This is a genomic window from Actinotalea caeni, assembly GCF_009733795.1.
Taxonomy (GTDB): Bacteria; Actinomycetota; Actinomycetes; order Actinomycetales; family Beutenbergiaceae; genus Pseudactinotalea; species Pseudactinotalea caeni.
This window is the reverse complement of record NZ_WNXX01000009.1, coordinates 1-22,066: the sequence shown is the minus strand read 5'-3', so window position 1 is coordinate 22,066 and position 22,066 is coordinate 1. Positions and strand designations below refer to the sequence as shown.

Below are 22,066 nucleotides of genomic sequence, written 5' to 3'. Positions count from 1 at the left end.
AGTCATGACCCGAGCAGGACAGCACCGACGGCGCGCTCTCGCCGCGCTGGCCGCCGTGACCGCGGGTGCGCTGACGCTCACCGCCTGCGGCGGTGGCGGGGACGACGGCGGCGGCGGGGGTGACGGGACCGTCCGGATCCTCGTGCTCAAGCACGCGCTCACCGGTCCCATGAGCGACATGGCGTGGGTCGACCAGATCGAGGAGGCCGCCGGCGTCACGATCGAGTGGGAGGAGGTGTCGGCCGACTGGGACCAGAAGAAGTCGACCATGCTCGCCGCCGGTGACATCCCCGACCTCGTCGTCGGCACCAACGCGATCACGAACGGCGACCTCGCGACCTTCAACGGGTTGTTCGAGGACCTGAGCGACGACCTCGACGCGCTGCCGAACGTCACCGCGATGTTCGAGGAGGTGCCCGCCACCGAGGCGATGGCGACCCAGCCGGACGGCGCGATCTACTCGCTGCCGAGCTACCGCCGGTTCTGGCCGGAGACCGCCACCCGGCAGTTCATCAACCAGCAGTGGCTCGACAACCTCGGGCTCGAGCAGCCGACGACGTGGGACGAGCTGCACGATGTGCTGCTGGCGTTCAAGAACGAGGACGCGAACGGCAACGGCGACCCGAACGACGAGATCCCGATCGACTGGTCGCCGGCCGGTGACGCCGGGTTCGGCTACTTCCAGCCGAGCGTGCTGCTGGGCAGCCTCGGTCTGCCGATCTCCGACGGCGGCGGGGCGGGCTACTTCGTCGAGGACGGCGTGGTCAAGAACTTCCTCGTCGACGAGCGCTACCGCGAGGTCGTCGCGTTCCTGCACGAGCTCTACGCCGACGGCCTGGTGAGCCAGGACGTGATGACGCAGGACTACTCGGCCTACCAGTCGGTGGCACGGGGCGACGGCGACACGGCGCGCGTCGGGTTCACCTGGGGGTGGGCGGCGTCCGACAGGGTCGGCGCCCAGCTGGCCGACCAGTACGCCGCGCTGCCGCCCCTGCGGGCGAACGACTCGATCGCCGAGTCCGACCTCACCTGGTCCTACGACTCCTACTCGCTCAACTACGGCGTCAACTCGATCACGATGTCGGCGCAGAGCCGCAACAAGGAGGCGGCGCTCGCCGTCATCGACGCGTTCTACGACCAGGACATCTCGATCCAGGTCCTGTGGGGCGACCTCGACGAGAACATCACGAAGCTCGACGACGGCTCCTACGAGGTGCTGCCGCCGGCCGACGAGACCTCGGACCCGTCGACCTGGAAGTGGACGACCACCCTCGCCGACAACGGACCCGGCTGGATCCGTGACGACATCGACGTCGTCCTCCCCACCGACCTGGCAGAGGCGGTCGAGCAGTCGGTGCCGCTGGAGCCGGCGATCGCCAACGTCGACCCGACCGCCGACATCTTCCCCGGCGCGCTGATCACGATGTCGCAGGAGGACCTCAGCACGATCTCGCTCAACGACACCGGGATCTTCGGCATCGCGATGCAGCGCTGGGCCACCTGGATCACCGAGGGCGGCATCGAGAACGACTGGGACGCCTACGTGGCCGAGCTCGAGGGCGTCGGGCTCACCCAGAACGTCGAGATCCACCAGCGCTACTACGACGAGTTCGTCGCCTCGCAGGGCTGACGGACGCCGTCGGGCACACCGACCCGGTGCGGCCCGCCCCGAACGGGCGGGCCGCACCCCGATCGAAGGAGATCACGTGACGGCACTCTCGCCGGCGCCCGCGCGCAGCCGCCCGCGCACCGGCGCGCCGGTCCCCGCGGCGCGCCCGCCGCGCGGTCACGGCCTGCGGCGGCACGTCCGCCGGTACTGGCAGCTGTGGGCGATGGCGGCGCCCGCGATCGCGTTCGTGGCGCTGTTCGCCTACGTCCCGATGTACGGGCTGCAGCTGGCGTTCCGGGAGTTCGACTTCGCCGCGGGCCTGTCCGGCGGCGACTGGGTGGGGCTGACGTACTTCCGGCAGTTCTTCGACAGCCCGCAGTTCTGGACCCTGATCCGCAACACGGTCGTCATCAGCGTCAGCACGCTGGTGGCGGGCTTCCTCGCCCCGATCGCGCTGGCGCTGGTCGTCAACCAGGTCGTGGGCCGGCGCCGCAAGAAGTTCCTGCAGACCGCGACGTACCTGCCGCACTTCATCTCGATCGTCGTCATCGTCGGCATGCTGCAGGTGTTCCTGTCGCCGTCGTCGGGGCTGATCACCCGGGTGGCGGAGATGCTCGGCGCGAGCGGCGGCAACATGCTCGGCGCGTCGGGCTTCGTGCCGGTCTACGTGCTCTCCGAGGTGTGGCAGCACTGCGGCTGGAACAGCATCATCTACCTGGCCGCGCTGGCCAGCGTCGACCCGCAGCTCTACGAGGCCGCGCGGATCGACGGCGCCGGCCGCTTCACGATCATCCGCCACATCGACCTGCCGGCGCTGGTGCCGACGATGATCGTGCTGCTCATCCTCAACATGGGCAACGTCCTGAACACCGGCTTCGAGAAGATCTTCCTCATGCAGAACCCCCTCAACCTGGGGGTCTCCGAGGTGATCGCCACCTACGTCTACAAGATCGGCATCCTCTCGAACCAGTTCAGCTACGGCACCGCGATCGGCCTGTTCAACACCCTCATCAACTTCACCTTCCTGGTGGTCACGAACCAGATCGCCAAGCGGGTGTCCAGCACGAGCCTGTGGTGACCTCGATGCGACGACTCCTCCGAGCCCGCACGCCGGGCGACATCGCCTTCTCGATCGGGTTGTTCCTGGTCTGCGGCGCGATCCTCTTCGTCACGCTCTACCCGATCTACTTCGTCCTCATCGCCTCGGTGAGCGACCCGACGGCGGTGGCCACCGGCCGGGTGTGGTTCTGGCCGCAGGGCGTCTCGTGGTTCGGGTACGAGCAGATCCTCGACGACTCCAGGATCTGGACCGGGTACCGGAACACGCTGCTCTACACCGTCGTGGGCACCGCGGTGAACCTGCTGGTGACGCTGCCGGCCGCCTACGCGCTGTCCCGCCGGGAGTTCCGGCCGCGCCGGGTGCTGATGTTCTTCTTCGCCTTCACGATGTTCTTCAACGGCGGCCTGATCCCGATGTACCTGCTGCTGCGCGACCTCAGCCTGCTCGACAACTGGCTGGTGTTCGTGCTGCCCAGCGCGGTCAACGTCTACAACCTCATCATCACGCGGGCGTTCTTCGAGAACTCGCTGCCCGAGGAGCTGTACGAGGCGGCGACGATCGACGGCGCGAGCTACGGCCAGTTCTTCGTGCGGATGGCGGTGCCGCTGTCGATGGCGATCATCTCCGTCATCGGCCTGTACTACCTGGTGCAGCACTGGAACGACTTCTTCACCGGACTGGTGTTCGTGCGGGACTACGACAAGCAACCCCTGCAGATCGTGCTGCGCGACATCCTGATCTCGAACCAGGCCTTCTCCGGCGGCGCCGGTGCGTCGGGCGGCTCCGGTGGCGGCAGCTACGCCCAGCGCTACGCCGACCAGATCAAGTACGGCGTCATCGTCGTCTCGACGCTGCCGGTGATCGTGCTCTACCCGTTCCTGCAGCGCTACTTCGAGAAGGGCGTGATGATCGGGTCGGTGAAGGGCTGATGGCGCGGCTGCTCGACCTGCACCAGCGGCTCGGCCGGCTGGCGCTGCGGCTGGTGGGGCTGCAGCTGCTGTGGTGCTGGTGGACGCTGCGCGGCGGCGTCGTGCTCGGTGTCTTCCCCGCCACCGCGGGCCTGCACGGGGTGCTGCGCGACCTCGAGCGCCGCGTCGACGACGCCGAGCCGGGCTGGCGCGAGCTGCGCACGGCCTTCACCGCGCACGCACGGCGCGAGCGGTCGTCGGCGAACCGGCTCGGGGCGCTGCTGCTCGGCGTCTGGGCGGCGGTGCTGGTCGCGCGCGGTGTCGTCGAGCACGTCGACCTCGGCGCGACGGGTCCGCTGCTCGCCGGCGGGCACACCGTGCTCGGCGTCGCGCTCGGGCTGGTCACCGTGCTCGCCTGGCCGCTGCAGGCGCACTTCGACGGCGGCGCGCTCGCGGTGCTGCGCCACGCCGTCGTGCTCGCCCTCGGCCGGCCGGGGACGGCGCTGGTCGCGGGTGCGGGCGCAGGGGTCGTGCTGTGCGGGTACTACCTGCTGCCCGGGCTCACGGTCGTGCTCGGCGTCGTCGCCCCGGCCGCCGTCGTCACGGCTGTGCTGTGGCGCACCGGCGTGCTCGTCGCGCCACGCACGACGTCGGCGGCGGCGTTCGCGGGGGCAGGAGTGGGTTGAGACCTCATCACCACTCCGACAGCGAGCCGTCCGGCATGCGCCAGACGGGGGAGCGCCACGCGTGGCCGCGCGCGTCGGCGTCGCGCACGGCCTTCTCGTCGACCTCGATCCCCAGCCCGGGAGCGGTGGGGCGGGCCACGTAGCCGTCGGTGAACGCGAACACGGCCGGGTCGACGAGGTAGTCGAGCAGGTCGTTGCCGACGTTGTAGTGGATGCCCAGGCTCTGCTCCTGGATGAGGAAGTTCGGGGTGGCGAAGTCGACCTGCAGGCTCGCCGCGAGGGCGATCGGACCGAGCGGGCAGTGCGGCGCCAGCAGCGCGCCGAAGGTCTCGCCCAGCGCGGCGATGCGGCGCACCTCCGAGATGCCGCCGGCGTGGCACAGGTCGGGCTGCAGCACCGTCACGCCCTGCTGCAGCACCGGCAGGAACTCCTGCCGCGAGTACAGCCGCTCGCCGGTCGCGATCGGGGTGCTGGTCCGCTCCACGAGGCCGCCGAGCAGGTGCGACTGCTCGGGGACCAGCGGCTCCTCGACGAACAGCGGCGCGTAGGGCTGCAGCGCCTCGATCAGCCGCGGCGCGCTCGGCCGGCTGACCCGGCCGTGGAAGTCGATCGCGACGTCGCGGTCCGGTCCGAGCGCCTCGCGCGCCGCGGCCGCACGGCTCGCGGCCTCGGCGACCTCGGTCGAGGTGACGATCGGCGACAGGTAGGCGCCGACGTTCATCTTGATCGCGGTGAGACCGAGGTCGGCCTGGGCGGCCGCGTGCTCCGCGACCTCGCGCGGGTCGTCGCCGCCGATCCAGCCGTAGATGCGCACCCGGTCGCGCACCGGGCCGCCCAGCAGCTCGTGCACGGGCGCGCCGCGCACCTTGCCCGCGATGTCCCACAGCGCCTGGTCGAGCCCCGACACCGCGCTCGCGAGGATGACGCCGCCGCGGTAGAAGGTCGATCTGGTCATCGTCTGCCAGTGGTCCTCGATGCGCAGCGGGTCGGCACCGATGAGCAGCTCGCCGAGCTGGTGCACCGCCTGCCGCACGACCTCGGCGCTGCCCTCGGCGACCGGCTCGCCCCAGCCGACGACGCCGTCGTCGGTCTCGATGCGGCAGAACAGCCACCGCGGCGGGACCAGGAACGTCTCGATGCGCGCGATCTTCACGGGTGAGCCACCTCTCGTCGAATAGTCAGACTATAGTGGCGAGCGTGGGAGCGCCCGAGGTCGTGACGATCGGTGAGGTGATGGCGCTGCTGCTCGCGCCCGCCGGTGTGCCGCTCGGCGAGGCCGCGAGCTACGAGCAGGGCCACGCGGGCGCGGAGTCCAACGTCGCCGTCGGGCTGTCCCGCCTCGGCCACCGGGTTGCGTTCGTCTCCCGCCTCGGCGACGACCGGCTCGGCGCACGCGTGCTGCGGGACCTGCGCGGCGAGGGCGTCGACGTCTCGCACGTCGCGCTCGACACGACGCGCCCCACCGGGCTGCTGCTGCGCGACACGCACGCGCGCGGCGTGTCCGTCGACTACCACCGTGCCGGCAGCGCGGCCACGCTGCTCGCGCCCGCCGACGTCCCGGTCGACCTCCTCCGGCAGGCGCGCGTGCTGCACCTGACCGGGATCACCGCCGCGATCTCCGACAGCGCCCACGAGGCGGTGCTGCACGCCGCCCGCACGGCCCGCGAGCACGGCGTCACGGTCACGGCCGACCCCAACGTCCGGCTCCGGCTCGCCGACGCCGACCGGTGGCGCCACCTCACCGAGGAGCTGGCCGACCTCGCCGACGTCCTCCTCGTCGGCGCCGACGACGCCGCCGCCGTCGGGATCGACGACCCGGCCGGCTGGGCGCACGCGCGCGGCGTGCACACGGTCGTCGTCAAGGACGGCGCCCGCGGTGCGACCGAGAGCACCGCGGCCGACGGCGCGACCCGGACCCGGCAGCAGCCCGCGCTGCCGGTGCCCGTGGTCGTCGACCCCGTCGGCGCGGGCGACGCGTTCGCGGCCGGCTGGATCAGCGCGTGGTTGCGAGGCGCCGAGCCCGACCAGCGGCTGCGCGAGGCCGCCGCGGTCGCCGCGTGCGTCGTCGCGACCCGCGGCGACGTGCCCGGGCTGCCGGACCCCGCCACCCGCGACCGGCTGCTCGCCGGCGCCGAGGACGTGACGCGATGACCGCCGCCGAGACCGTCGACCGGATCGTGCGCCAGGGCGTCGTCGGGATCGTGCGCACGGGCGAGGCCGCTGAGGCGGCGAGCGCGGCGCGCGCGCTGCTCGACGCCGGTCTCGCCGCCGTCGAGGTCTCCCTGACCACGCCCGGCGCGCTCGAGGTGGTCGCGGAGCTGGCCGCCGAGGGACGCGCCGTCGGAGCGGGCACCGTCCGCACCCCGGCCGACGCGCGGGCCGCCGTGGCGGCGGGTGCCGCGTTCCTCGTCAGCCCCGAGCTCGACCTCGACGTGGTGCGCTACGCCGTCGAGCGGGACCTCGCCGTCGTGCCCGGCTGCCTGACGCCCACCGAGATGGCGACGGCGCAGCGCGCCGGGGCGCACGCCGTCAAGATCTTCCCGGCGCACCTGTGGACCCCGGCAGCACTGGCCGGCACGCTCGAGGCGATGCCCGACCTGCGCTGCGTCCCGACCGGCGGCGTCACGCCCGGCTCGGCCCCGGACTGGGTGCGTGCGGGCGCCGTGGCAGTGGGCGTGGGCGGGTCGCTCACCCGCGCCGTCGACGTCCACGGCACCGTCGCGCGGCTGCTGGCCGCGATCCGGGACGCGCGTGCCTGACCGGCAGCACCCGGTCGTCGCCGACCTGGGACGTCGGATCGCGACCGGTCTGCTCGCGCCCGGCACCCAGGTGGTGCCCGAGGAGATCGCCGAGCAGCACGGCGTCTCCCGATCAGTGGTGCGCGAGGCGCTGCGCGTGCTGGAGGCCAAGGGCCTGGTCCAGCCGAAGCAGCGGGTGGGCACCCGGGTGCTGCCGTCGGACCGCTGGGACGCGCTCGATGCCGACGTCATCGGCTGGCGCGTCCAGGGACCCGACCGGCTCGCCGTGGTGAGCGACCTCGAAGAGCTGAGGGCCGCCGTCGAGCCCCGCGCTGCGAGGCTGTGCTGCGACCATGCCGACGCAGCGGATCTCGCGGCGCTGGCCGAGCTCGCGACCACGATGCGGCGACTCGGATCGCGCGGCGACCTCGGCGGGTTCACCGCTGCCGACGTGGCCTTCCATTCCCGGCTGCTGCACGCCAGCAGGAACGCCTCGTTCGTCCGGCTCGAGGGAACCTTCGCCGCGCTGCTGCAGGCACGCGAAGACCTGGGCACCCTGCCGCACCAGATCTCCGAGGACGTGCTCGCGTTGCACGAGGAGATCGCCGAGGCGATCGCAGCGCAGGATCCCGACCGGGCCGAGCGGGCCGCGCGTGAGCTCGTCGACGGCGCCCGGTCCGAGGTGCTGACGCGGCTCGGTGCCCCTGGAGCCGCCATCGGGCGTGTGCTCGGGCGGCTACGGACCAGGCGGCGCTGAGGGTCAGCGCACCATTCGCAGCTCGGTGAGCCCCTCGACCTCCGGGTCGACGAACCTGACGCCGTCCACCTCGAACCCGGCCCGCCGGTAGAAGGAGATCGCGCGGGGGTTGTCAGCGAGCACCCACAGCTGCGCGGGAGCGTCGCCGATGGTGGCCTCCAGCAGCTCGCGCCCGGTGCCGGTGCCGTGCGCGGCCGCCAGCAGGTAGATCGCGAACAGGTGGAGGTCGCGCGCCGGGGGAGCGCCCTTCTCGGCATCAGGTCCGACAGCCGGCCCGGCGTTGGCGAAGCCGATGATGCGCTGCTGGGGCGCGGACTCGTGCGCGACCACGAGAGGGCCTGGTCGGGGGTCCATCGTCACGTAGCGAGCCCACATCGACTCCCTCCGCTCGAACGCGGTCTCGTCGAAGAATCGCTCGGGCACGAGGTGGGCGTAGGTCTCCCGCCACGAGTCCACGTGGACGCGGGCTATGCCGCCCGCGTCGCCCGCACGGGCGTCACGGACGATGAATCGATCGGCCGACATCCGGCGACAGTATCTCTCCGGATCTCCACCGCCCTCCGCCCGACGAGATCGTCCCCCGCGGAGCGGGCCAAGCCTCGCAAGGTCGAGGTGACCTCGGCGCCCAGGCCACCTCCGCCGTCGAGCAAGACGCCATGGAGTAAGGCTCCGATGCTGAACCCGGACCGCGCCGCCCGCGGGGCGCTCCGCGACGATCAGCCGTGCCTCCCCGGGGAGGAGTGAGCCCCTCAACCCGCTAATAATGCGCATAATCCCATTGTCTGAACCTCGAAGTGCAGCCAGGCTGCTTGCCAGCGCTCACAGTCGAGGAGGATCGATGCCCAGGCACCGCGTGACGCAGACAGATGTCGCCGCACTCGCGGGCGTGAGCCAGGCGACCGTGTCCTTCGTGCTCAGCGGCCGCACGCCGAGCGGGGTGCGGATCAGCGAGGAAACCCGCCAGCGGGTACTCGACGCGATCCGGATCACCGGGTACTCGGTGAACCCGGTAGCGCAGCGGCTCGCCGGCGGCCACAACCAGATCCTCGGTGTCTTCACCTACGAGACGACGTTCCCGCGCGGTGGACGTGACTTCTACGGGCCGTTCCTCGTGGGTATCGAGCACGCCGCCGAACAGATCGGCGTCGACCTGCTGCTGTTCACCAGCGCCAGGGTGGTCGAGGGATCGCGCCGCCTGACCCGCAGCGGCTGGCAGAGACTCGGCATCGCCGATGGCTGCCTGCTGCTGGGTCAGCACGAGGAGCGCGCCGAGCTGCAGCACCTGCTGGACACCAACTATCCGTTCGTGTTCCTCGGACGGCGGGAGAGCGAGGGTGGTCGGCTGCCCTACGTGGGCGCCGACTATCTGGCGGCCACGAAGCGGGCGACCGAGCGCGCCGCTGACCTCGGGCACCGACGGATCGGCTACGTCGGCCCGACGGGCAGCGACGAGCCCACCTCCGATCGGTTGAGCGGCTACCGGGCGTTGATGGCCGAGCGTGGCCTGCCGACGCAGTTCATCGATCCTGCTGACCCTGGGCAGACCGCCTCCGAGATCGCCGAGCGGCAGCTGAGCGCGGTGCTGCTGGCGCCCGAGGTCGACCCGGACGAGCTGTGCCGGGCGCTGGCCGGTCGGGGGATCAGCGTTCCAGACGACCTGTCCGTGCTGCTGCTGGGGCAGCCGCACCACCGGCTGCCCGGCCCCACCCTCTGGTCGGGCTTCACGATCCCCCGTGAGCAGATGGGTGCGCGCGCGCTGCTGCTGCTGTCCCGCCTGGCAGGGACCGCCGGCGCCCGTGAGGACGAGAGCACCACCGATCTGCACCAGCTTCTGGAGTGCACCGAGGTAGCCGGTGAGACGCTCACCGCCCCTCGGGCCCCAGATGGATCCGCCAACCGGCTGCCAGCAGCCCCCGAACAAGAACGGAACAACGCGTGAGCTTGACTGAGATAAGCGCGGACGTCGTGGTGGTCGGAGCCGGCCTCGGCGGGATCGCTGCGGCGATCGCCGCCGCGGACCGGGGCGCCAGCGTCGTGCTGACCGAGGAGCACCCGTGGATCGGCGGTCAGCTCACGTCGCAAGCCGTGCCCCCGGACGAGCACCCCTGGATCGAGCAGTTCGGTGCAAACGAGCGCTACCGGCGTCTGCGCGAGGGAATCCGAGACGTCTATCGCCGCTCCTACCCGTTGCGTCCGGAAGCCAAGGCATGGCCGGAGCTGAATCCCGGCGCCGGCTGGGTCTCCAAGCTCTGCCACGAGCCCCGAGTCGCGCTGGCAGTTCTCGAGGAGATGCTCGCACCCTGGCGGTCCTCGGGCCGGATCAGACTCCTGGAGCGGGTCCGCCCGACGGCGGCGGGTGTCGACGGCGATGTTGTCACCTCGGTGACGCTCACCTCGGTCCTGGGGGATGGGGCCCGTGTCACCGTGTCGGCGGCCTACGTGGTGGATGCGACCGAGACGGGCGAGCTGCTTCCCCTGACCGGCACCGAGTATGTGACCGGGTTCGAGTCCGCCGCCGAGACCGGCGAGCCGAGCGCCCCCGCGCAGGCGCAGCCGGACAACGTGCAGGCACTCAGCGTGTGCTACGTCGTCGAGCACGCCGACGGCGACCACACGATCGAGCGACCCGAGCGATACGACTTCTGGAGCTCCTACCGCCCCGCGGCCTGGAACGGTGCGAACCTGCTGTCCTGGACGGCGCCCAGCCCGCGCACGCTGGAGATGGACACCCGGACCTTCACCCCGAATCCGGGTGACGACGCCCTGGCGGTACGGGCGGACCAGTCGAAAGACCCTGGCGACGGTGGCAACTTGTGGACGTTCCGCCGGGTCGCCGCGGCCAGCCTGTTCGAGCCTGGCCACTACAGCAGCGACATCTGCCTGGTGAACTGGCCGAGCATCGACTACTTCCTGGCGCCGGTGCTCGACGTCGAGCCCGAGGAGGCCGAACGCAGGATCGCCGACGCCCGGCAGCTGAGCCTGTCGATGCTGTACTGGATGCAGACCGAGGCGCCCCGGGAGGATGGCGGCACCGGCTTTCCCGGGCTGCGGCTGCGACCGGATGTGATGGGCAGCAGCGACGGACTCGCCCAGGCTGTCTACCACCGGGAGTCGCGCCGGATCCGGGCGGTCACCACGGTCACCGAGAACGATGTGTCGTACGCCGTTCGTGGAGACCGCGGCGCCACCCGGTACGAGGACTCGGTCGGTGTGGGGATGTACCGCATCGATCTGCATCCCTCCACGGGGGGCGACACCTACATCGACGTGCCCTCCACGCCCTTCGAGATCCCGCTCGGCGCGCTGCTGCCGCGGCGCATGACCAATCTGATCGCGGCCAACAAGAACATCGGCACCACACACATCACCAACGGCTGCTACCGGGTGCATCCGGTCGAGTGGAACATCGGGGAGGCGGCAGGACACCTCGCGGCCTACTGCCTCGCCCGATCCCGCACCCCGCACGAGGTGCAGGAGCGGCCCGACGTCCTCACCGACTTCCAGCACGAGCTGATCGCCACCGGTGCGCAGCTGCGTTGGCCGGAGGGTGCACACCCCTACTGACAGCCCGCTGATCTCGGACACAAGCGCACTGATGCCGCGCGCAGCGGCAGTGCGCTCACGGCCGAGCCCAGATCACGGGCTCCCAAGCCCAGCAACGACGCTACGAGGAGAGAGAGATGAAGAACCGACCAAGCAGAACCAGGCGGGCGGCCGTGCTGACGGCTGCCACCGCAGCCATCGCGTTGACAGCAGCGTGCGGCGGTGGAGGAGGAGGCGGCGAAGGCGGCGGCGGGAACGAACCCGCAGCACCAGATGGACCCGTGGACCTTCGGATGACGGTGTGGACCGGCAACGAAGGGCACCACGAGATCTTCGAGGCAATTGCTGCCAGGTACATCGAGGAGAACCCCGAGCTGGTCAGCAGCGTGTCGTTCGAGTCGTTGCCCGCGGCCACCTATGTCGACGCGCTGACCACGCAGATCGCAGGCGGGGAGGCCCCGGACATCGCGTGGCTCATGGAGTCCTACGCGGCTCAGTTCGTCGACTCGGGCGTCTTCGCCGACCTGACCCCGACGTTCTCCGAGACCGAGGGATACGAGTTTGATGATCTGATCCCTGGGGCGATCGAGCTCTGGTCCAGAGACGGAAACCTGTACGGGTACCCGTTCTCGAACAGCCCCTTCGGCGTCTACGTCAACCTCGACCTGATCGCGGAAGCCGGCCAGGAGAACCCCCGGGACCTGATCGCCAGCGGCGACTGGACCTATGACGAGCTGATGGCGGCCGCCGCCGCGGTTTCGTCCACGACCGACGCTGCCGGCTTCTTACCTCACGACGACCCGTACACGAATTGGAACGGCGCCCTGGGCCAGATGTGGCTGGCATGGGGAGCCGCACCGTGGAGCGCGGACGGCAGCGAGTGCCAGTTCACCGACCCGGAGGTGGTGGAGTTCTTCGACTGGTTCCACACGCAGGTCTACGAGGTCGGGGCGATCCCGCTGCCGGGCGAGGAGTTCGACTTCGCGTCCGGGCAGGCCGGCTTCATGATGTCGCAGCTGAGCATGTCGACAGGTCTCGGCGACGACTTCGAGTGGGACTTCGTCCCCCTGCCTGCCGGACCAGCAGGCCAGGTCTCGGTCGTCGGGCAGGGCGGTGTGGGGGTCGTCGCTCAGAGCGATCACCCCGAGGTGGCGGCCGACTTCCTGGCGTACTTCACCAATCCCGAGAGCACGCGCCTGCTCGCCCAGTTCTTCCCGCCGCCGCGCACCTCGCTGCTGACCACTGAGACGCTCGCCGACGCTGCACCCGCACTGAGCGCCGAGCAGCTGCAGAGCACGGTCATCGACCAGTCGGTCGAAGCCGTCACCAAGGCGGGGCACCCGCAGATGAGCCAGATCAATGACCCGATCCGGGTCAGGCTGGACTCGCTCTGGACTCCGGAGGGCGACGCCGCCAGCGTGCTGGCCCAGGTCTGCACCGACATCGATCCGATCATCTCAGGGAACTAGATGATCTCGGCCGTCACCGGTCGGCGACGCGAGGGGCCAGCACCCAGTGGCTCCTCGCGTCGCCTGAGGCGAATCGACCACGCGGTCGGGCTCGCCTTCGTCGCGCCGGTCATCATCGGCGTCCTGGGCCTCGGACTGGTCCCGTTCGGTTACGTCATCTGGTACGCGTTCCATGACTGGAACCCGCTGGTGGGAACCTTCACCTGGGTGGGTAGCGCGAACTTCAGTCAGCTCATGGGCGACTCCACGGTCTGGGCCTCGCTCGGCGTGACGCTGGCGTTCGCCCTCATGCTGATGGTCCTGAACGTGACCCTCGCGATGGTCTTGGCGCTGCTGCTCGTCCAGAAGCTGCCAGGCACGACGACGTTCCGCGCCTTCTTCTTCTCGCCGGTCGTTGTCTCCACGGTGGCCTGGGTCCTGATCTGGAACTTCCTGGTCGCCTCGAACGGTGGCATCAACGGAGTGCTGTCGATGCTGGGGATCATGGGGCCGAACTGGTTGCGTGATCCCGACTGGGCGCTGGTGACGCTGGTGGTCATCCAGGTCTTCAAGGGCGTCGGCATGAACATGATCCTGTTCATCGCGGCGCTGCAGAACGTGCCGGCCGACGTGAAGGAAGCTGCGCGGATCGACGGCGCAAGCCCGCGCCGCGTGCTGACGTCGATCACTCTTCCGCTGATGACTCCCACGGTGCTGCTGGTCACGATGATCACCTTGATCAGCGCCATGGATGTGTTCGCGCCGATTCAGATCCTCACCCAGGGCGGACCAGGACGCTCCACCACGGTGATCTCCTACCTGCTGTATCGCACCGCCTTCGTGCAGCAGGACTTCGGCTACGCCTCGGCGATCGGCGTGCTGCTGTTCTGCGTGGTTCTGGTGATGGCCGCTCTGCAGTGGGGTACGCGCAAGAGGTGGGTGCACGATGAGGTCTGATCAGGCTCACGACTCGCGCCGTGCCCGGCGCCGTGGTGTCGCCGGCAAGGTCGCCATGTACGCCTTGCTCATCGTCATGAGCGTCCCGTTCGTCTACCCGCTGCTCTGGATGGTGTTCTCGGCCTTCAAGCCGGCGAACGAGATCTTCGCGATCCCACCCACCCTCTTCCCCACGACCTGGACCCTTGAGGGCGTGTCGCGCATCTTCACGGCGCAGCCGTTCGCGCAGCAGTACCTGAACTCGTTGTACATCGCGGCGCTGGTCACGATCGGTTCGGTTGTGGTGGGAGCACTCGCGGGCTACGCCTTCGCCCGCATCCGATTTCCCTTCGCGTCGTGGCTGTTCCTGTTCCTGATGGCGGGCCTGTTCATCCCGACCGAGGTGACCATCATTCCGATCTTCCGGTGGGTCACCTCGCTCGGACTGATGAACACCCACGTCCCGCTGATCATCCTCCCGGTCCTGGGTCCGGGGTCGATCGTCGCCGTCTTCATCTTCCGGCAGTTCTTCCTCTCGTTGCCGGAGGAGCTGGAGGAGGCTGGCCGCCTTGACGGCCTGGGCCGGCTCGGACTCTTCATGCGAATCGCGTTCCCGCTTGCCGGCCCGGCCATCGCCGCCGTGTCGATCATGAAGTTCCTCGCCTCGTTCAACCTGTACTTCGAACCGTTGATCTTCCTCCGCAGCGAGCATCTCTTCACGGTGAGCCTCGGCCTCACCGGCTATCAGGATCACTACGGCGAGCCGCTCTACAACACCCAGATCGGCGCGACCGCTCTGACCGTGATCCCCGTGCTCATCGTCTTCCTGCTTGCTCAGCGGCAGTTCGTCGAGGGCCTGTCTCGCACCGGGCTGAAGGGGTGAGGAGCGCCCGCAACCACTAGTCCCTGACCACAGCGGCGCCTTCAGCGTCCGCCTCGATCACATCCGAGTACCACCAGCAGACAAAGGAGTCACCATGCCTGATGCCGCCCTTCCCACGATCTCCCGACGAGGCCTGCTGGCCGGTGTCGGTGCGGCCTCGATCGCCGCCCTCGCCGCCCGTGGCCTGGAGAGCGCACCATCGGCGTACGCCACCTCTGAGGGCAACGTGCTGCCGCTGGTCGATCCGCTGGCCGCGGAACCGGACCGCGCGCAGTTCGACGACACCGAGCACGTGTTCGCGGCCTATCTCACGGTGGTGGCGCCGATCGCCAACAGCATCCGCGACGAGGACCCGTACTACGGGTGGATGGAGGATGCCTGGTGGCGGACGCCGCAACAGCCGTACAACGCACGCGAGATGGAGCAGGTCGCCACCCTGACCTGGTTCCTGACGCACGAGCGCACGTGGAACCCCTACTTCGCTGACAGCAAGCTCCGGGACCGGATCGAGGCGGCGCTGGGCTACTACCTCAGCAGCCAGCTCGCTGATGGCTCCTGGTCGGAGTACGAGTGGGACGTGCCGCACCTCGCGCCGACCGGATTTGGGAGCGTGGCGCTGACCACCACGTACCGATACCTCCGTGAGGCCGGCGAGCTGACGGACTGGCTGCCGGAGATCGAGTCGGCCGTCCGTGCCTCGAGCGCGTGGCTCGTGGACCGCTCCCTGGCGCACTGGCGCCAGCCCACGCCGTACACCAACCAGGTCGTGGCCGGCCTGGCGGGTGCCAGCATGACGGCCGACCTCTTCGAGGACGCCGAGCTGGCCACCCAGGTCGCCGAGTGCTGGGCCACGCTGCGCGAGCACGGCATCTCTGACGCGGGGCACAGCCACGAGCCGATGGCCTACGACTTCGACTACTCCTTCATCGTCGCCATGCCCGACCTGGCCGAGGGAGCGCTCGCAGGCTTCAGCGAGCCGATCGAGATGGCGCGGTCGATGGCCGAGTTCATCTCCTACGCCAGCGTCCTGGAACCCGACCGTGCCGGGTTCTTGCACTGGAGCGCTGCCTGCGCCCGCATCGCCACCTTCACGCAGGAGCTGCAGCCGAACGAGGTGCTGGACCGGACCTCCCTGGGCAGGGCGCTGATCGACGACGTCCCGGTACTGGCCGCCTTCCACCCCACCGACAGCGAGATCCTCGCGGCTCGCCAGGCATGGAAGGCCGATCCCGGGCCGATCGTTCCGCTGCAGCGCAGGAGCACCTCTCCTCGGACCTGGATGCACAGCAGCAGGGCGCCGCTGGGGCCGACCGAGGCGGAGCGTGAGGCTGCGATCGCGACGTTGCCCTACCTGGCGTCCGATCGGTTCACCGAGCTGCGCCTCGCGGGGAGCATCGATCTCGACTACCTGTTCGTGCGGCGTCCGGAGTACTACATCACGACGCTGCTGGGCAGGCGCGCCGGCCACCACGGCCCGTACCAGCGGCTGCGGATGGGCCCCGGACTGCTCTGGCACCCCACGATGGGCGGCCTCGTCTATGTGCTGAACAGCAACGACGAAGACGCCTGGGGCCCGTTCCCTCAGGTCTCGTCGGTGACTCGCGTCGAGGTGGCTCGCACCTACTACTCCGAGCCATACGGGGAGGGCGAGAGGCTTTCCGCCGATCAGGTCGGCAACCTGGAGAACGAGTTCAGCGCTGCCTATCTCGATCGCACCAACGGCAGCCACGTGGTGCTGTCCTTCTTCGACGACCACTTCGTGCAGGACATCACCGCCGACGACCCTGGCCGCGCCGTCATCCCGCTGCTGCTTCAGCCAGGCGACGTGCTGACCTTCTCGGACGGCACCGAGGCCACCTACGGCGACTCCGTGGCGCTGACCGGCATCACGGGCCTGCGGCTGGAGCGTGGCACCGGCACGCTGAACATCGACTTCGACAGCGCCAGCACGGTCACGCTGGACGTCACTGATCGGGTCAGGATGAACGACTCGCGCCGCCAGCACCTGATCCGGGTCGAGCACGGCGGATTGCTGCGGACCACCTATGCGTTCGCGGGCCCGGCCGAGACGGCGTCGCAGGTCCCGGCGGTCGGTGTGCTCAGCTCCGACAACGGCCACCACGGCACCGACGACGGCAACTACGACATCACCATGAACCTGTGGTGGGGCGTGAATGCTCACGGGATGCGATTGTTCGAGAACGGCAAGCTGCTGGCCTACCGCAATCTCGTCGCGCGGTCACCGGAGCCGCAGTCGATCAGCGTCCCGGTACGCGGGCGTCACAACGGCGAGTACCACTACACGGCCGAGCTGATCAATGCGGCCGGCACCACGACCGCGAGGGATGTCACCGTCACGGTTCGGCAGGCACAGCCCGGCGCCATCGTGCTCTCGCATGACAACTACTCCGGCGAGGCCGACTTCACGCTCACCACGAACATGTGGTGGGGCACCAACGCGGAGCGCTACCGGCTCTACGAGAACGGCGATCTCATCGATGAGCAGTTCTTGGAGAGCAGCACGCCGCAGGCGCAGTCAGCCGCGACCGAGGTCACGGGCCGTGAGCCCGGTGAGTACGTGTTCGTCTCGGAGTTCTTGAACGCCAACGGGATCTCGAGGTCGGCAGAGGTCAGCGTGACAGTGCGGTAACGGAGGCGCGGTTTTCGCCTTGAGTGAACCACGCTCAACTTTGGGCATGTTCGAGCGTTACACCTGGCATCACGCAAGTCGCCAGCAGGGCGGCTCGACCAGATCCAGAGGTGAGAATCCCATGGCCCTTGACCTGTACCGCACCGACGAGGCGTTCGTCGCCACGATCGACCTGCCCGGCGTCGCGCCGGAGAGCATCGACGTGGACGTCGACGGCCGCGTCCTCACCGTCCGCGCCGAGCGCACCCGCCCCGAGGGCGACGTGCGCTGGCTCGTGCGTAACCGCCCGGCCGGCACGTTCGCCCGCCGGTTCACGCTCGGCGAGAACGTCGACTCCGACCGCATCGCCGCCGCGTACACCGACGGCGTCCTCACCCTGACCGTCCCGCTCGCGGCGCGGGCCAAGCCCCGCAAGGTCGAGGTGACCACGGGCGCTCAGGTGAGCACCGCCGTCGAGCAGGACTCGGTGGAGCAGGCAGCCTGAGCCCCGACCCTCACCAGAGGGCACAAGAATGCCGGGAGGGTGCGGCCAGCCGCACCCTCCCGGCATCTCTGTGCCCTCTCGAGGCGCTCAGGTGCCCTCAATCGTGCGCCGCATGACCAGCCGGGGCAGGCGGCTCGCGACGGCGTCCGTGGTGCCGACCACCGAGAACCCGGCTCGCTCGAACATCGCCCGGGTGCCCACGAACGCCATCGTCTGGTCCATCCGCCCGGGCGGGTCCACGGGATGGGCCTCGACGGCGGGAGCACCGTTCGCGGCGGCGTACCGCACCGCGGCCTCGATGGCTTCGTGCGCGACACCTTTCTTGCGGAAGCCCGGCCGGACCACAATGCAGATGATGCTCCACACGGGCACGTCGTCGATCGCGGGCATCTTCTTCGAGCGGTTCAGCAGCGTGATCTCAGAGCGCGGCCCGATCGAGCACCACCCGGCGGGCTCGCCGTCGAGATAGGTGACGATTCCCGGCGGGTGCTCGCGCTCGCAGAGCCGCCGCGCGGCCAGCTCCCGGTCGCCACCGCCCAGCTCTTCGATCTCCCGTGCCGGGAGCCGGTGCGAGAGGCACCAGCAGTGCGTGGACCGCCGGTTGCGGTTGATCACGAGGGCGAAGTCGTCGAACCGATCGGGCGTCACCGGATGGGACTCGAACGTCATCTCACCAGTGAACCCGAACCCGTGCTCGCGCGTGCCTCCTTACCGCGCGAAGTGGCGCAGTCGCAGCGAGGTCTCAGTGGATAGCGGCCACCGTGTAGCCCGCGTCATCGATCGCAGCGCGGACGGCGGCCTCATCGAGCGGGTGGTTGCTCACCACGGTCACGGGCGAGGTCTCGCCGGAACGAAGCTCGACCGTGACGTCAAGAACGGGTTCGAGCCCTTCCAACGCCTCGGTGACGTGTGTGACGCAGTTGCTGCACGTCATGCCCTCGACGTCGATGGTGGTGGTGCGATCCATGGGGGTCTCCTTCGGTGGCTGGATGCTGTGCGCTCTGGATGCCGTGCGGTCAGGAACGGACCAGGCGGGCGATGGCGGCGGAGGCCTCAGCGACCTTCTCCGCTCCGGCCTCGGGCGAGGTGCGCGCGGCATCGACCACGCAGTGCGACAGGTGGTCGTCGAGGAGCCCGAGGCCGACGGCCTGGAGCGCCTTGGTGACCGCCGAGATCTGCGTGAGGACGTCGATGCAGTACGCGTCGTCCTCGACCATGCGCGCGACGCCGCGGACCTGGCCCTCGACGCGGCGCAGCCGCTTGAGGACGGCCACCTTGTCGGCGCTGTAGCCCCGGGTGGTCGTGTGGTCGTGCTCGTGGTCGTGCTCGCTCATGGCGCTCCTCCTCCTGCCGGCGCCATCATACCCCCCTAGGGTATTTCGTGAACGGGCTGTGCGCGTCGGGCTACGGTTCGGTCACGATTCACCGGGCTGCGATATCGGTTCTGTCTCGACGCCGGGGAGGCGCCGCTGTGCCCGCTTAGGTTGGCACGCATGAAACGTCACGTGCTGCTCAGGTCGGCCCTCGCGACCGCCCTCATGACCGTGCTCGCGTTCGTCGCGGCGCCGGCGGCGCAGGCGTGCGCGTGCGGCGGTTTCGTGGCGTCCAACGGGATCAGCGTCGCCGCGAGCGTCGAGCGCGTCGTGCTCAGCTGGGACGGGAGGACCGAGCGCGTGCTGCTCTCGATGGACGCGCTGATCGACAGCGCCGATGCCGCTCTCCTCATCCCGACGCCGAGCCCGGCCGAGGCGGCGCTCGCCGAGCCGGAGGTGTTCTCCGAGCTGGACGATGTGACGGCCCCCGAGGTGGTCGTCGACTACACGTGGTGGCCCGACCTCGGCTTCGGGGCGGGCGGGGACTACGGCGGTGCCGAGCCCGGCGCGAGCGACGGCGTCTCCGTGCTCGACACCACACGGCTGGGCGACCTCGAGGTGACCGTGCTCGAGGCCGACGACGCCGACCTGCTGACGGAGTGGCTGAACGAGCACGGCTACGAGATGCGCGACACCCTTGCCGACGCGCTCATGCCCTACGTCTCCGAGGGCTGGTACTACCTCGCGGTCCGGCTGACCACGGAGGCCGAGAACCTCAGTGGCGCGCTGCAGCCGCTCGACATCACGTTCGCCAGCGACCAGATGATCTACCCGATGCGGCTGTCGGCCGCCGCGACAGCCGATCAGCACGTGCGCACCTACGTGTTCTCCGACCACCGGGTGCAGCGCACCGACGAGACGAGCAGCAACGGCGAGCTCGACATGTGGTTCGCGGGCGAGGTCGCCGCCAGCCAGGTGACGTCCGACGCGCTCGTGTCGATCGTCGCCGAGCACTCCTACCTCACGGTGCAGGACCACTACTTCCCGGACCCGGAGAGCCAGATCGTCTCCGACTTCACCTTCGGCCGGGCGGCCAGCGACACCCCCTACCGCGAGCAGCGGTACGAGACGCGGATGCGGGAGGTCATGGGGATCCCGGCCGGCCCGGCGCTGACCATCATCGGGATGGTCGTCGTGCTGGTCGGTGTCCTCGCGCTGTCGGGCCTGACGCGGCGTCGCCGGCGCCGCCTGCGTCTCGCTGCCGTGGAGGGCTGACGGGACGACGGCGCGCCAGGCCCCGTTGACGCACGGGGTCGGAGTCGCTACCGTGGAGAGATCGAGTAATCGATTTCTCGGATGCGGCGCCGCACAGGGAGACGTCATGAGGACCCGCACCCTCGCCACCGTCAGCGCCCTCGCCCTCCTCGGGGCCGGGCTCACCGCCGTCGGGTCGCCACCGGCCGCCGCGAGCGAGGCCGCCAGCCCCGCCGTCGTCGTCGGGCAGCTGACGGGTGCCGACGCCACGACCGACACCGCGGCGCGGTGGGCGGTCGCAGGCACCGACCTCGGCATCATGTGGGACGACGGCGCGGGCGGCGTGCTCACCGCGCTCGGCGACACCTTCGGCGAGTGGGGCGGTCCGGGCGGGGGCGGCGGCGACTGGCGCAGCAACGTGCTGCTGCGCAGCACCGACACCGACCTGTCCGACGGCATGACGTTCGACTCCGCCGTCGAGGACCGGCCCGGCCACGCCGCCGAGATCATCCCCTCGCTCAAGCAGCCCGGCGTCGAGCACACGACGATCCCGACCGCCGGCATCGAGGTCGACGGCGTCCAGTACCTGGCGTACATGTCGGTGCGGCAGTGGGGCCCGCCCGGGCAGTGGGACACCAACTTCTCGCGGATCGCGTACTCCCACGACGGCGGGCGGACGTGGAACCACACCGACGGCCCCACCTGGGACAACCCGGGCGCCGAGACCTCGGCGGGCGACCACCCGTTCCAGATGGTGGCCTTCGAGCGCAAGGGCCACTGGGTCTACATGTTCGGGACCCCGAACGGCCGGCTCGGCGCCGCGCACGTCGCCCGCGTGCCCGCCGACCGCATCCTCGACGAGGACGCCTACCAGTACTGGACCGACCGCGGCTGGGACCGCCGCGAGGGAGCCGACCGGCGCGCCGCCGAGATCGTGCCGGCCGCGGTGTCGGAGCTCTCGGTGCGCTACGACACCCACAGCCACAGGTGGCTGATGACCTACCTCGACGGTGACCTCGACCTCGTGCTCCGCACGGCGCCGGCGCCGCAGGGCCCGTGGGGCGAGCGGCAGGTGCTCGCGAGCTTCGCGGACTACCCCGGCCTCTACGGCGGCTACATGCACCCGTGGTCGCCCGACGGCGAGCTCTACATCGCGCTGTCGCAGTGGGACCCCTACAACGTCTTCCTCGTCAAGGTCTCGATCGACCGCCACGGCCGTGTCGTGGCGCCGAACCTCGTGGCTGACCCGAGCTTCGAGCGGCAGCCGAGCGGGGCCACGTCCGACCCGTGGGTGTGCTCGGGCTCGTGCGGCACCGACAGCAACCACACATGGGCCTACGCGGGCAGCCACAACGGCTGGGTCCGGTTCGACAGCGGGTGGCAGTCGTTGCACCAGACGGTCGCCGTCGAGCCCGGCACCAGGTACCGGTTCTCGGGCTGGGTGCACACCTCGCCGAACAACGACAACGGCTTCATCGGCGTCCGGACGCCGGACGGGCAGGTGCTCGCCGAGGCGAGCTTCCGGGCGGTGGGCGAGTGGACCCGGTTCGACGTCGAGGTCGACTCCGGCGACCGGACCAGCCTGCAGGTGTTCGCGGGGATCTGGACCGACAACGGCGACATGTGGATGCGGCTGGACGACGTGTCGCTCGTGGCGGTCGGCCGCTAGCTGTACTCGGTCAGCACGTTGGTGACACGGATGTAGGGAGAAGGCCTCCATTCTGAGTGGTGTTCAACGTCACTCGAGGGAGGCCTTCTCTTGGTCCACCGTAATGCGCGGCTCGCTCCGGCCGGTCG

The 22,066-nt window shown here is 70.0% G+C and carries 21 protein-coding genes; 16 read left to right on the top strand and 5 right to left on the bottom strand.

Translation table 11 applies throughout. From position 1 onward, the window contains the following. Positions 1-4: 4 nt before the first annotated feature. The 4 genes from GPA02_RS09505 to GPA02_RS09490 all read left to right on the top strand — a co-directional run bounded on the left by GPA02_RS09505 (position 5) and on the right by GPA02_RS09490 (position 4,263). On the top strand, positions 5-1,630 hold the full coding sequence (locus GPA02_RS09505; protein ID WP_156199691.1) for a type 2 periplasmic-binding domain-containing protein: 1,626 nt from the start codon (positions 5-7) through the stop codon (positions 1,628-1,630). 76 nt (positions 1,631-1,706) lie between these two features. Then, the gene (locus tag GPA02_RS09500; RefSeq protein ID WP_240133972.1) at positions 1,707-2,687 is read left to right on the top strand and encodes an ABC transporter permease; all 981 of its coding nucleotides are present in this window, start codon (positions 1,707-1,709) and stop codon (positions 2,685-2,687) included. A gap of 5 nt (positions 2,688-2,692) precedes the next feature. Then, positions 2,693-3,598, top strand: a complete 906-nt coding sequence (locus tag GPA02_RS09495; protein ID WP_156199690.1) for a carbohydrate ABC transporter permease — start codon at positions 2,693-2,695, stop codon at positions 3,596-3,598. Then, on the top strand, positions 3,598-4,263 hold the full coding sequence (locus GPA02_RS09490; protein ID WP_156199689.1) for a YesL family protein: 666 nt from the start codon (positions 3,598-3,600) through the stop codon (positions 4,261-4,263). Before GPA02_RS09495 ends, GPA02_RS09490 begins: the two co-directional genes overlap by 1 nt. A 7-nt stretch (positions 4,264-4,270) precedes the next feature. Here the strand turns inward: GPA02_RS09490 and dgoD are convergent, their stop codons facing one another. Next, the gene (gene dgoD / locus GPA02_RS09485; protein ID WP_156199688.1) at positions 4,271-5,416 is read right to left on the bottom strand and encodes a galactonate dehydratase; all 1,146 of its coding nucleotides are present in this window, start codon (positions 5,414-5,416) and stop codon (positions 4,271-4,273) included. Positions 5,417-5,460: 44 nt separating this feature from the next. On the opposite strand from dgoD, the gene GPA02_RS09480 reads away from it, so the two are divergent. The 3 genes from GPA02_RS09480 to GPA02_RS09470 are packed head-to-tail and all read left to right on the top strand — an operon-like array spanning position 5,461 to position 7,758. After that, a complete protein-coding gene (locus GPA02_RS09480; protein WP_204986557.1) occupies positions 5,461-6,414 on the top strand; it encodes a sugar kinase in 954 nt (317 codons plus the stop codon). Beyond that, positions 6,411-7,022, top strand: a complete 612-nt coding sequence (locus GPA02_RS09475; RefSeq protein WP_156199687.1) for a bifunctional 4-hydroxy-2-oxoglutarate aldolase/2-dehydro-3-deoxy-phosphogluconate aldolase — start codon at positions 6,411-6,413, stop codon at positions 7,020-7,022. Before GPA02_RS09480 ends, GPA02_RS09475 begins: the two co-directional genes overlap by 4 nt. Beyond that, a complete protein-coding gene (locus GPA02_RS09470; protein ID WP_162457738.1) occupies positions 7,015-7,758 on the top strand; it encodes a FadR/GntR family transcriptional regulator in 744 nt (247 codons plus the stop codon). The genes GPA02_RS09475 and GPA02_RS09470 overlap by 8 nt, the downstream gene beginning before the upstream one ends. Before the next feature lie 3 nt (positions 7,759-7,761). On the opposite strand, the gene GPA02_RS09465 is transcribed toward GPA02_RS09470, so the two are convergent. After that, positions 7,762-8,283, bottom strand: coding sequence for a GNAT family N-acetyltransferase (locus GPA02_RS09465; protein WP_156199685.1), 522 nt, complete (start codon positions 8,281-8,283; stop codon positions 7,762-7,764). Positions 8,284-8,521: 238 nt separating this feature from the next. Here GPA02_RS09465 and GPA02_RS09460 point away from each other — a divergent pair, with 238 nt between their 5' ends. From GPA02_RS09460 to GPA02_RS09430, 7 genes are all read left to right on the top strand, one after another. Next, positions 8,522-9,697 carry a LacI family DNA-binding transcriptional regulator gene (locus GPA02_RS09460; protein ID WP_156199684.1) on the top strand — a complete coding sequence of 392 codons (1,176 nt, stop codon included), beginning with the start codon at positions 8,522-8,524 and terminating at the stop codon, positions 9,695-9,697. Beyond that, complete coding sequence (locus tag GPA02_RS09455) at positions 9,694-11,322, top strand: FAD-dependent oxidoreductase (RefSeq protein WP_204986556.1); 1,629 nt, start codon at positions 9,694-9,696, stop codon at positions 11,320-11,322. Before GPA02_RS09460 ends, GPA02_RS09455 begins: the two co-directional genes overlap by 4 nt. A gap of 272 nt (positions 11,323-11,594) precedes the next feature. Continuing rightward, positions 11,595-12,770, top strand: coding sequence for an ABC transporter substrate-binding protein (locus GPA02_RS09450; protein ID WP_240133971.1), 1,176 nt, complete (start codon positions 11,595-11,597; stop codon positions 12,768-12,770). Further along, a complete protein-coding gene (locus tag GPA02_RS09445) occupies positions 12,771-13,706 on the top strand; it encodes a carbohydrate ABC transporter permease (RefSeq protein WP_156199682.1) in 936 nt (311 codons plus the stop codon). It abuts the gene before it with no gap. Beyond that, complete coding sequence (locus tag GPA02_RS09440) at positions 13,696-14,568, top strand: carbohydrate ABC transporter permease (protein WP_156199681.1); 873 nt, start codon at positions 13,696-13,698, stop codon at positions 14,566-14,568. Before GPA02_RS09445 ends, GPA02_RS09440 begins: the two co-directional genes overlap by 11 nt. A 94-nt stretch (positions 14,569-14,662) precedes the next feature. Next, a complete protein-coding gene (locus GPA02_RS09435; protein WP_156199680.1) occupies positions 14,663-17,218 on the top strand; it encodes a hypothetical protein in 2,556 nt (851 codons plus the stop codon). Positions 17,219-17,339: 121 nt separating this feature from the next. After that, complete coding sequence (locus GPA02_RS09430; protein WP_240133970.1) at positions 17,340-17,702, top strand: Hsp20/alpha crystallin family protein; 363 nt, start codon at positions 17,340-17,342, stop codon at positions 17,700-17,702. 87 nt (positions 17,703-17,789) lie between these two features. Here the strand turns inward: GPA02_RS09430 and GPA02_RS09425 are convergent, their stop codons facing one another. The 3 genes from GPA02_RS09425 to GPA02_RS09415 form a co-directional block, all read right to left on the bottom strand. After that, positions 17,790-18,371 carry a GNAT family N-acetyltransferase gene (locus tag GPA02_RS09425; RefSeq protein WP_156199679.1) on the bottom strand — a complete coding sequence of 194 codons (582 nt, stop codon included), beginning with the start codon at positions 18,369-18,371 and terminating at the stop codon, positions 17,790-17,792. Between the two features lie 73 nt (positions 18,372-18,444). Next, complete coding sequence (locus GPA02_RS09420) at positions 18,445-18,669, bottom strand: heavy-metal-associated domain-containing protein (RefSeq protein WP_156199678.1); 225 nt, start codon at positions 18,667-18,669, stop codon at positions 18,445-18,447. A 49-nt stretch (positions 18,670-18,718) separates the two neighbouring features. After that, the gene (locus tag GPA02_RS09415) at positions 18,719-19,036 is read right to left on the bottom strand and encodes a metal-sensitive transcriptional regulator (RefSeq protein ID WP_156199677.1); all 318 of its coding nucleotides are present in this window, start codon (positions 19,034-19,036) and stop codon (positions 18,719-18,721) included. 159 nt (positions 19,037-19,195) lie between these two features. Here GPA02_RS09415 and GPA02_RS09410 point away from each other — a divergent pair, with 159 nt between their 5' ends. Both GPA02_RS09410 and GPA02_RS09405 read left to right on the top strand, forming a co-directional pair. Then, positions 19,196-20,290, top strand: a complete 1,095-nt coding sequence (locus GPA02_RS09410) for a DUF2330 domain-containing protein (RefSeq protein WP_156199676.1) — start codon at positions 19,196-19,198, stop codon at positions 20,288-20,290. A 106-nt stretch (positions 20,291-20,396) separates the two neighbouring features. After that, the gene (locus GPA02_RS09405) at positions 20,397-21,938 is read left to right on the top strand and encodes a DUF4185 domain-containing protein (RefSeq protein ID WP_156199675.1); all 1,542 of its coding nucleotides are present in this window, start codon (positions 20,397-20,399) and stop codon (positions 21,936-21,938) included. Positions 21,939-22,066 lie beyond the last annotated feature (128 nt).

Excerpts from the sequence above, each read along its gene's own strand:
- GPA02_RS09475 (WP_156199687.1), top strand. The coding sequence starts at position 6,411 with ATGACCGCCGCCGAGACCGTCGACCGGATCGTGCGCCAGGGCGTCGTC.
- GPA02_RS09405 (WP_156199675.1), top strand. The coding sequence starts at position 20,397 with ATGAGGACCCGCACCCTCGCCACCGTCAGCGCCCTCGCCCTCCTCGGG.
- GPA02_RS09490 (WP_156199689.1), top strand. The coding sequence starts at position 3,598 with ATGGCGCGGCTGCTCGACCTGCACCAGCGGCTCGGCCGGCTGGCGCTG.
- GPA02_RS09440 (WP_156199681.1), top strand. The coding sequence starts at position 13,696 with ATGAGGTCTGATCAGGCTCACGACTCGCGCCGTGCCCGGCGCCGTGGT.
- GPA02_RS09420 (WP_156199678.1), bottom strand. The coding sequence starts at position 18,669 with ATGGATCGCACCACCACCATCGACGTCGAGGGCATGACGTGCAGCAAC.
- GPA02_RS09410 (WP_156199676.1), top strand. The coding sequence starts at position 19,196 with ATGAAACGTCACGTGCTGCTCAGGTCGGCCCTCGCGACCGCCCTCATG.
- GPA02_RS09495 (WP_156199690.1), top strand. The coding sequence starts at position 2,693 with ATGCGACGACTCCTCCGAGCCCGCACGCCGGGCGACATCGCCTTCTCG.
- GPA02_RS09450 (WP_240133971.1), top strand. The coding sequence starts at position 11,595 with ATGACGGTGTGGACCGGCAACGAAGGGCACCACGAGATCTTCGAGGCA.
- GPA02_RS09425 (WP_156199679.1), bottom strand. The coding sequence starts at position 18,371 with ATGACGTTCGAGTCCCATCCGGTGACGCCCGATCGGTTCGACGACTTC.
- GPA02_RS09445 (WP_156199682.1), top strand. The coding sequence starts at position 12,771 with ATGATCTCGGCCGTCACCGGTCGGCGACGCGAGGGGCCAGCACCCAGT.
- GPA02_RS09415 (WP_156199677.1), bottom strand. The coding sequence starts at position 19,036 with ATGAGCGAGCACGACCACGAGCACGACCACACGACCACCCGGGGCTAC.
- GPA02_RS09465 (WP_156199685.1), bottom strand. The coding sequence starts at position 8,283 with ATGTCGGCCGATCGATTCATCGTCCGTGACGCCCGTGCGGGCGACGCG.
- GPA02_RS09430 (WP_240133970.1), top strand. The coding sequence starts at position 17,340 with ATGGCCCTTGACCTGTACCGCACCGACGAGGCGTTCGTCGCCACGATC.
- GPA02_RS09460 (WP_156199684.1), top strand. The coding sequence starts at position 8,522 with ATGCGCATAATCCCATTGTCTGAACCTCGAAGTGCAGCCAGGCTGCTT.
- GPA02_RS09435 (WP_156199680.1), top strand. The coding sequence starts at position 14,663 with ATGCCTGATGCCGCCCTTCCCACGATCTCCCGACGAGGCCTGCTGGCC.
- GPA02_RS09505 (WP_156199691.1), top strand. The coding sequence starts at position 5 with ATGACCCGAGCAGGACAGCACCGACGGCGCGCTCTCGCCGCGCTGGCC.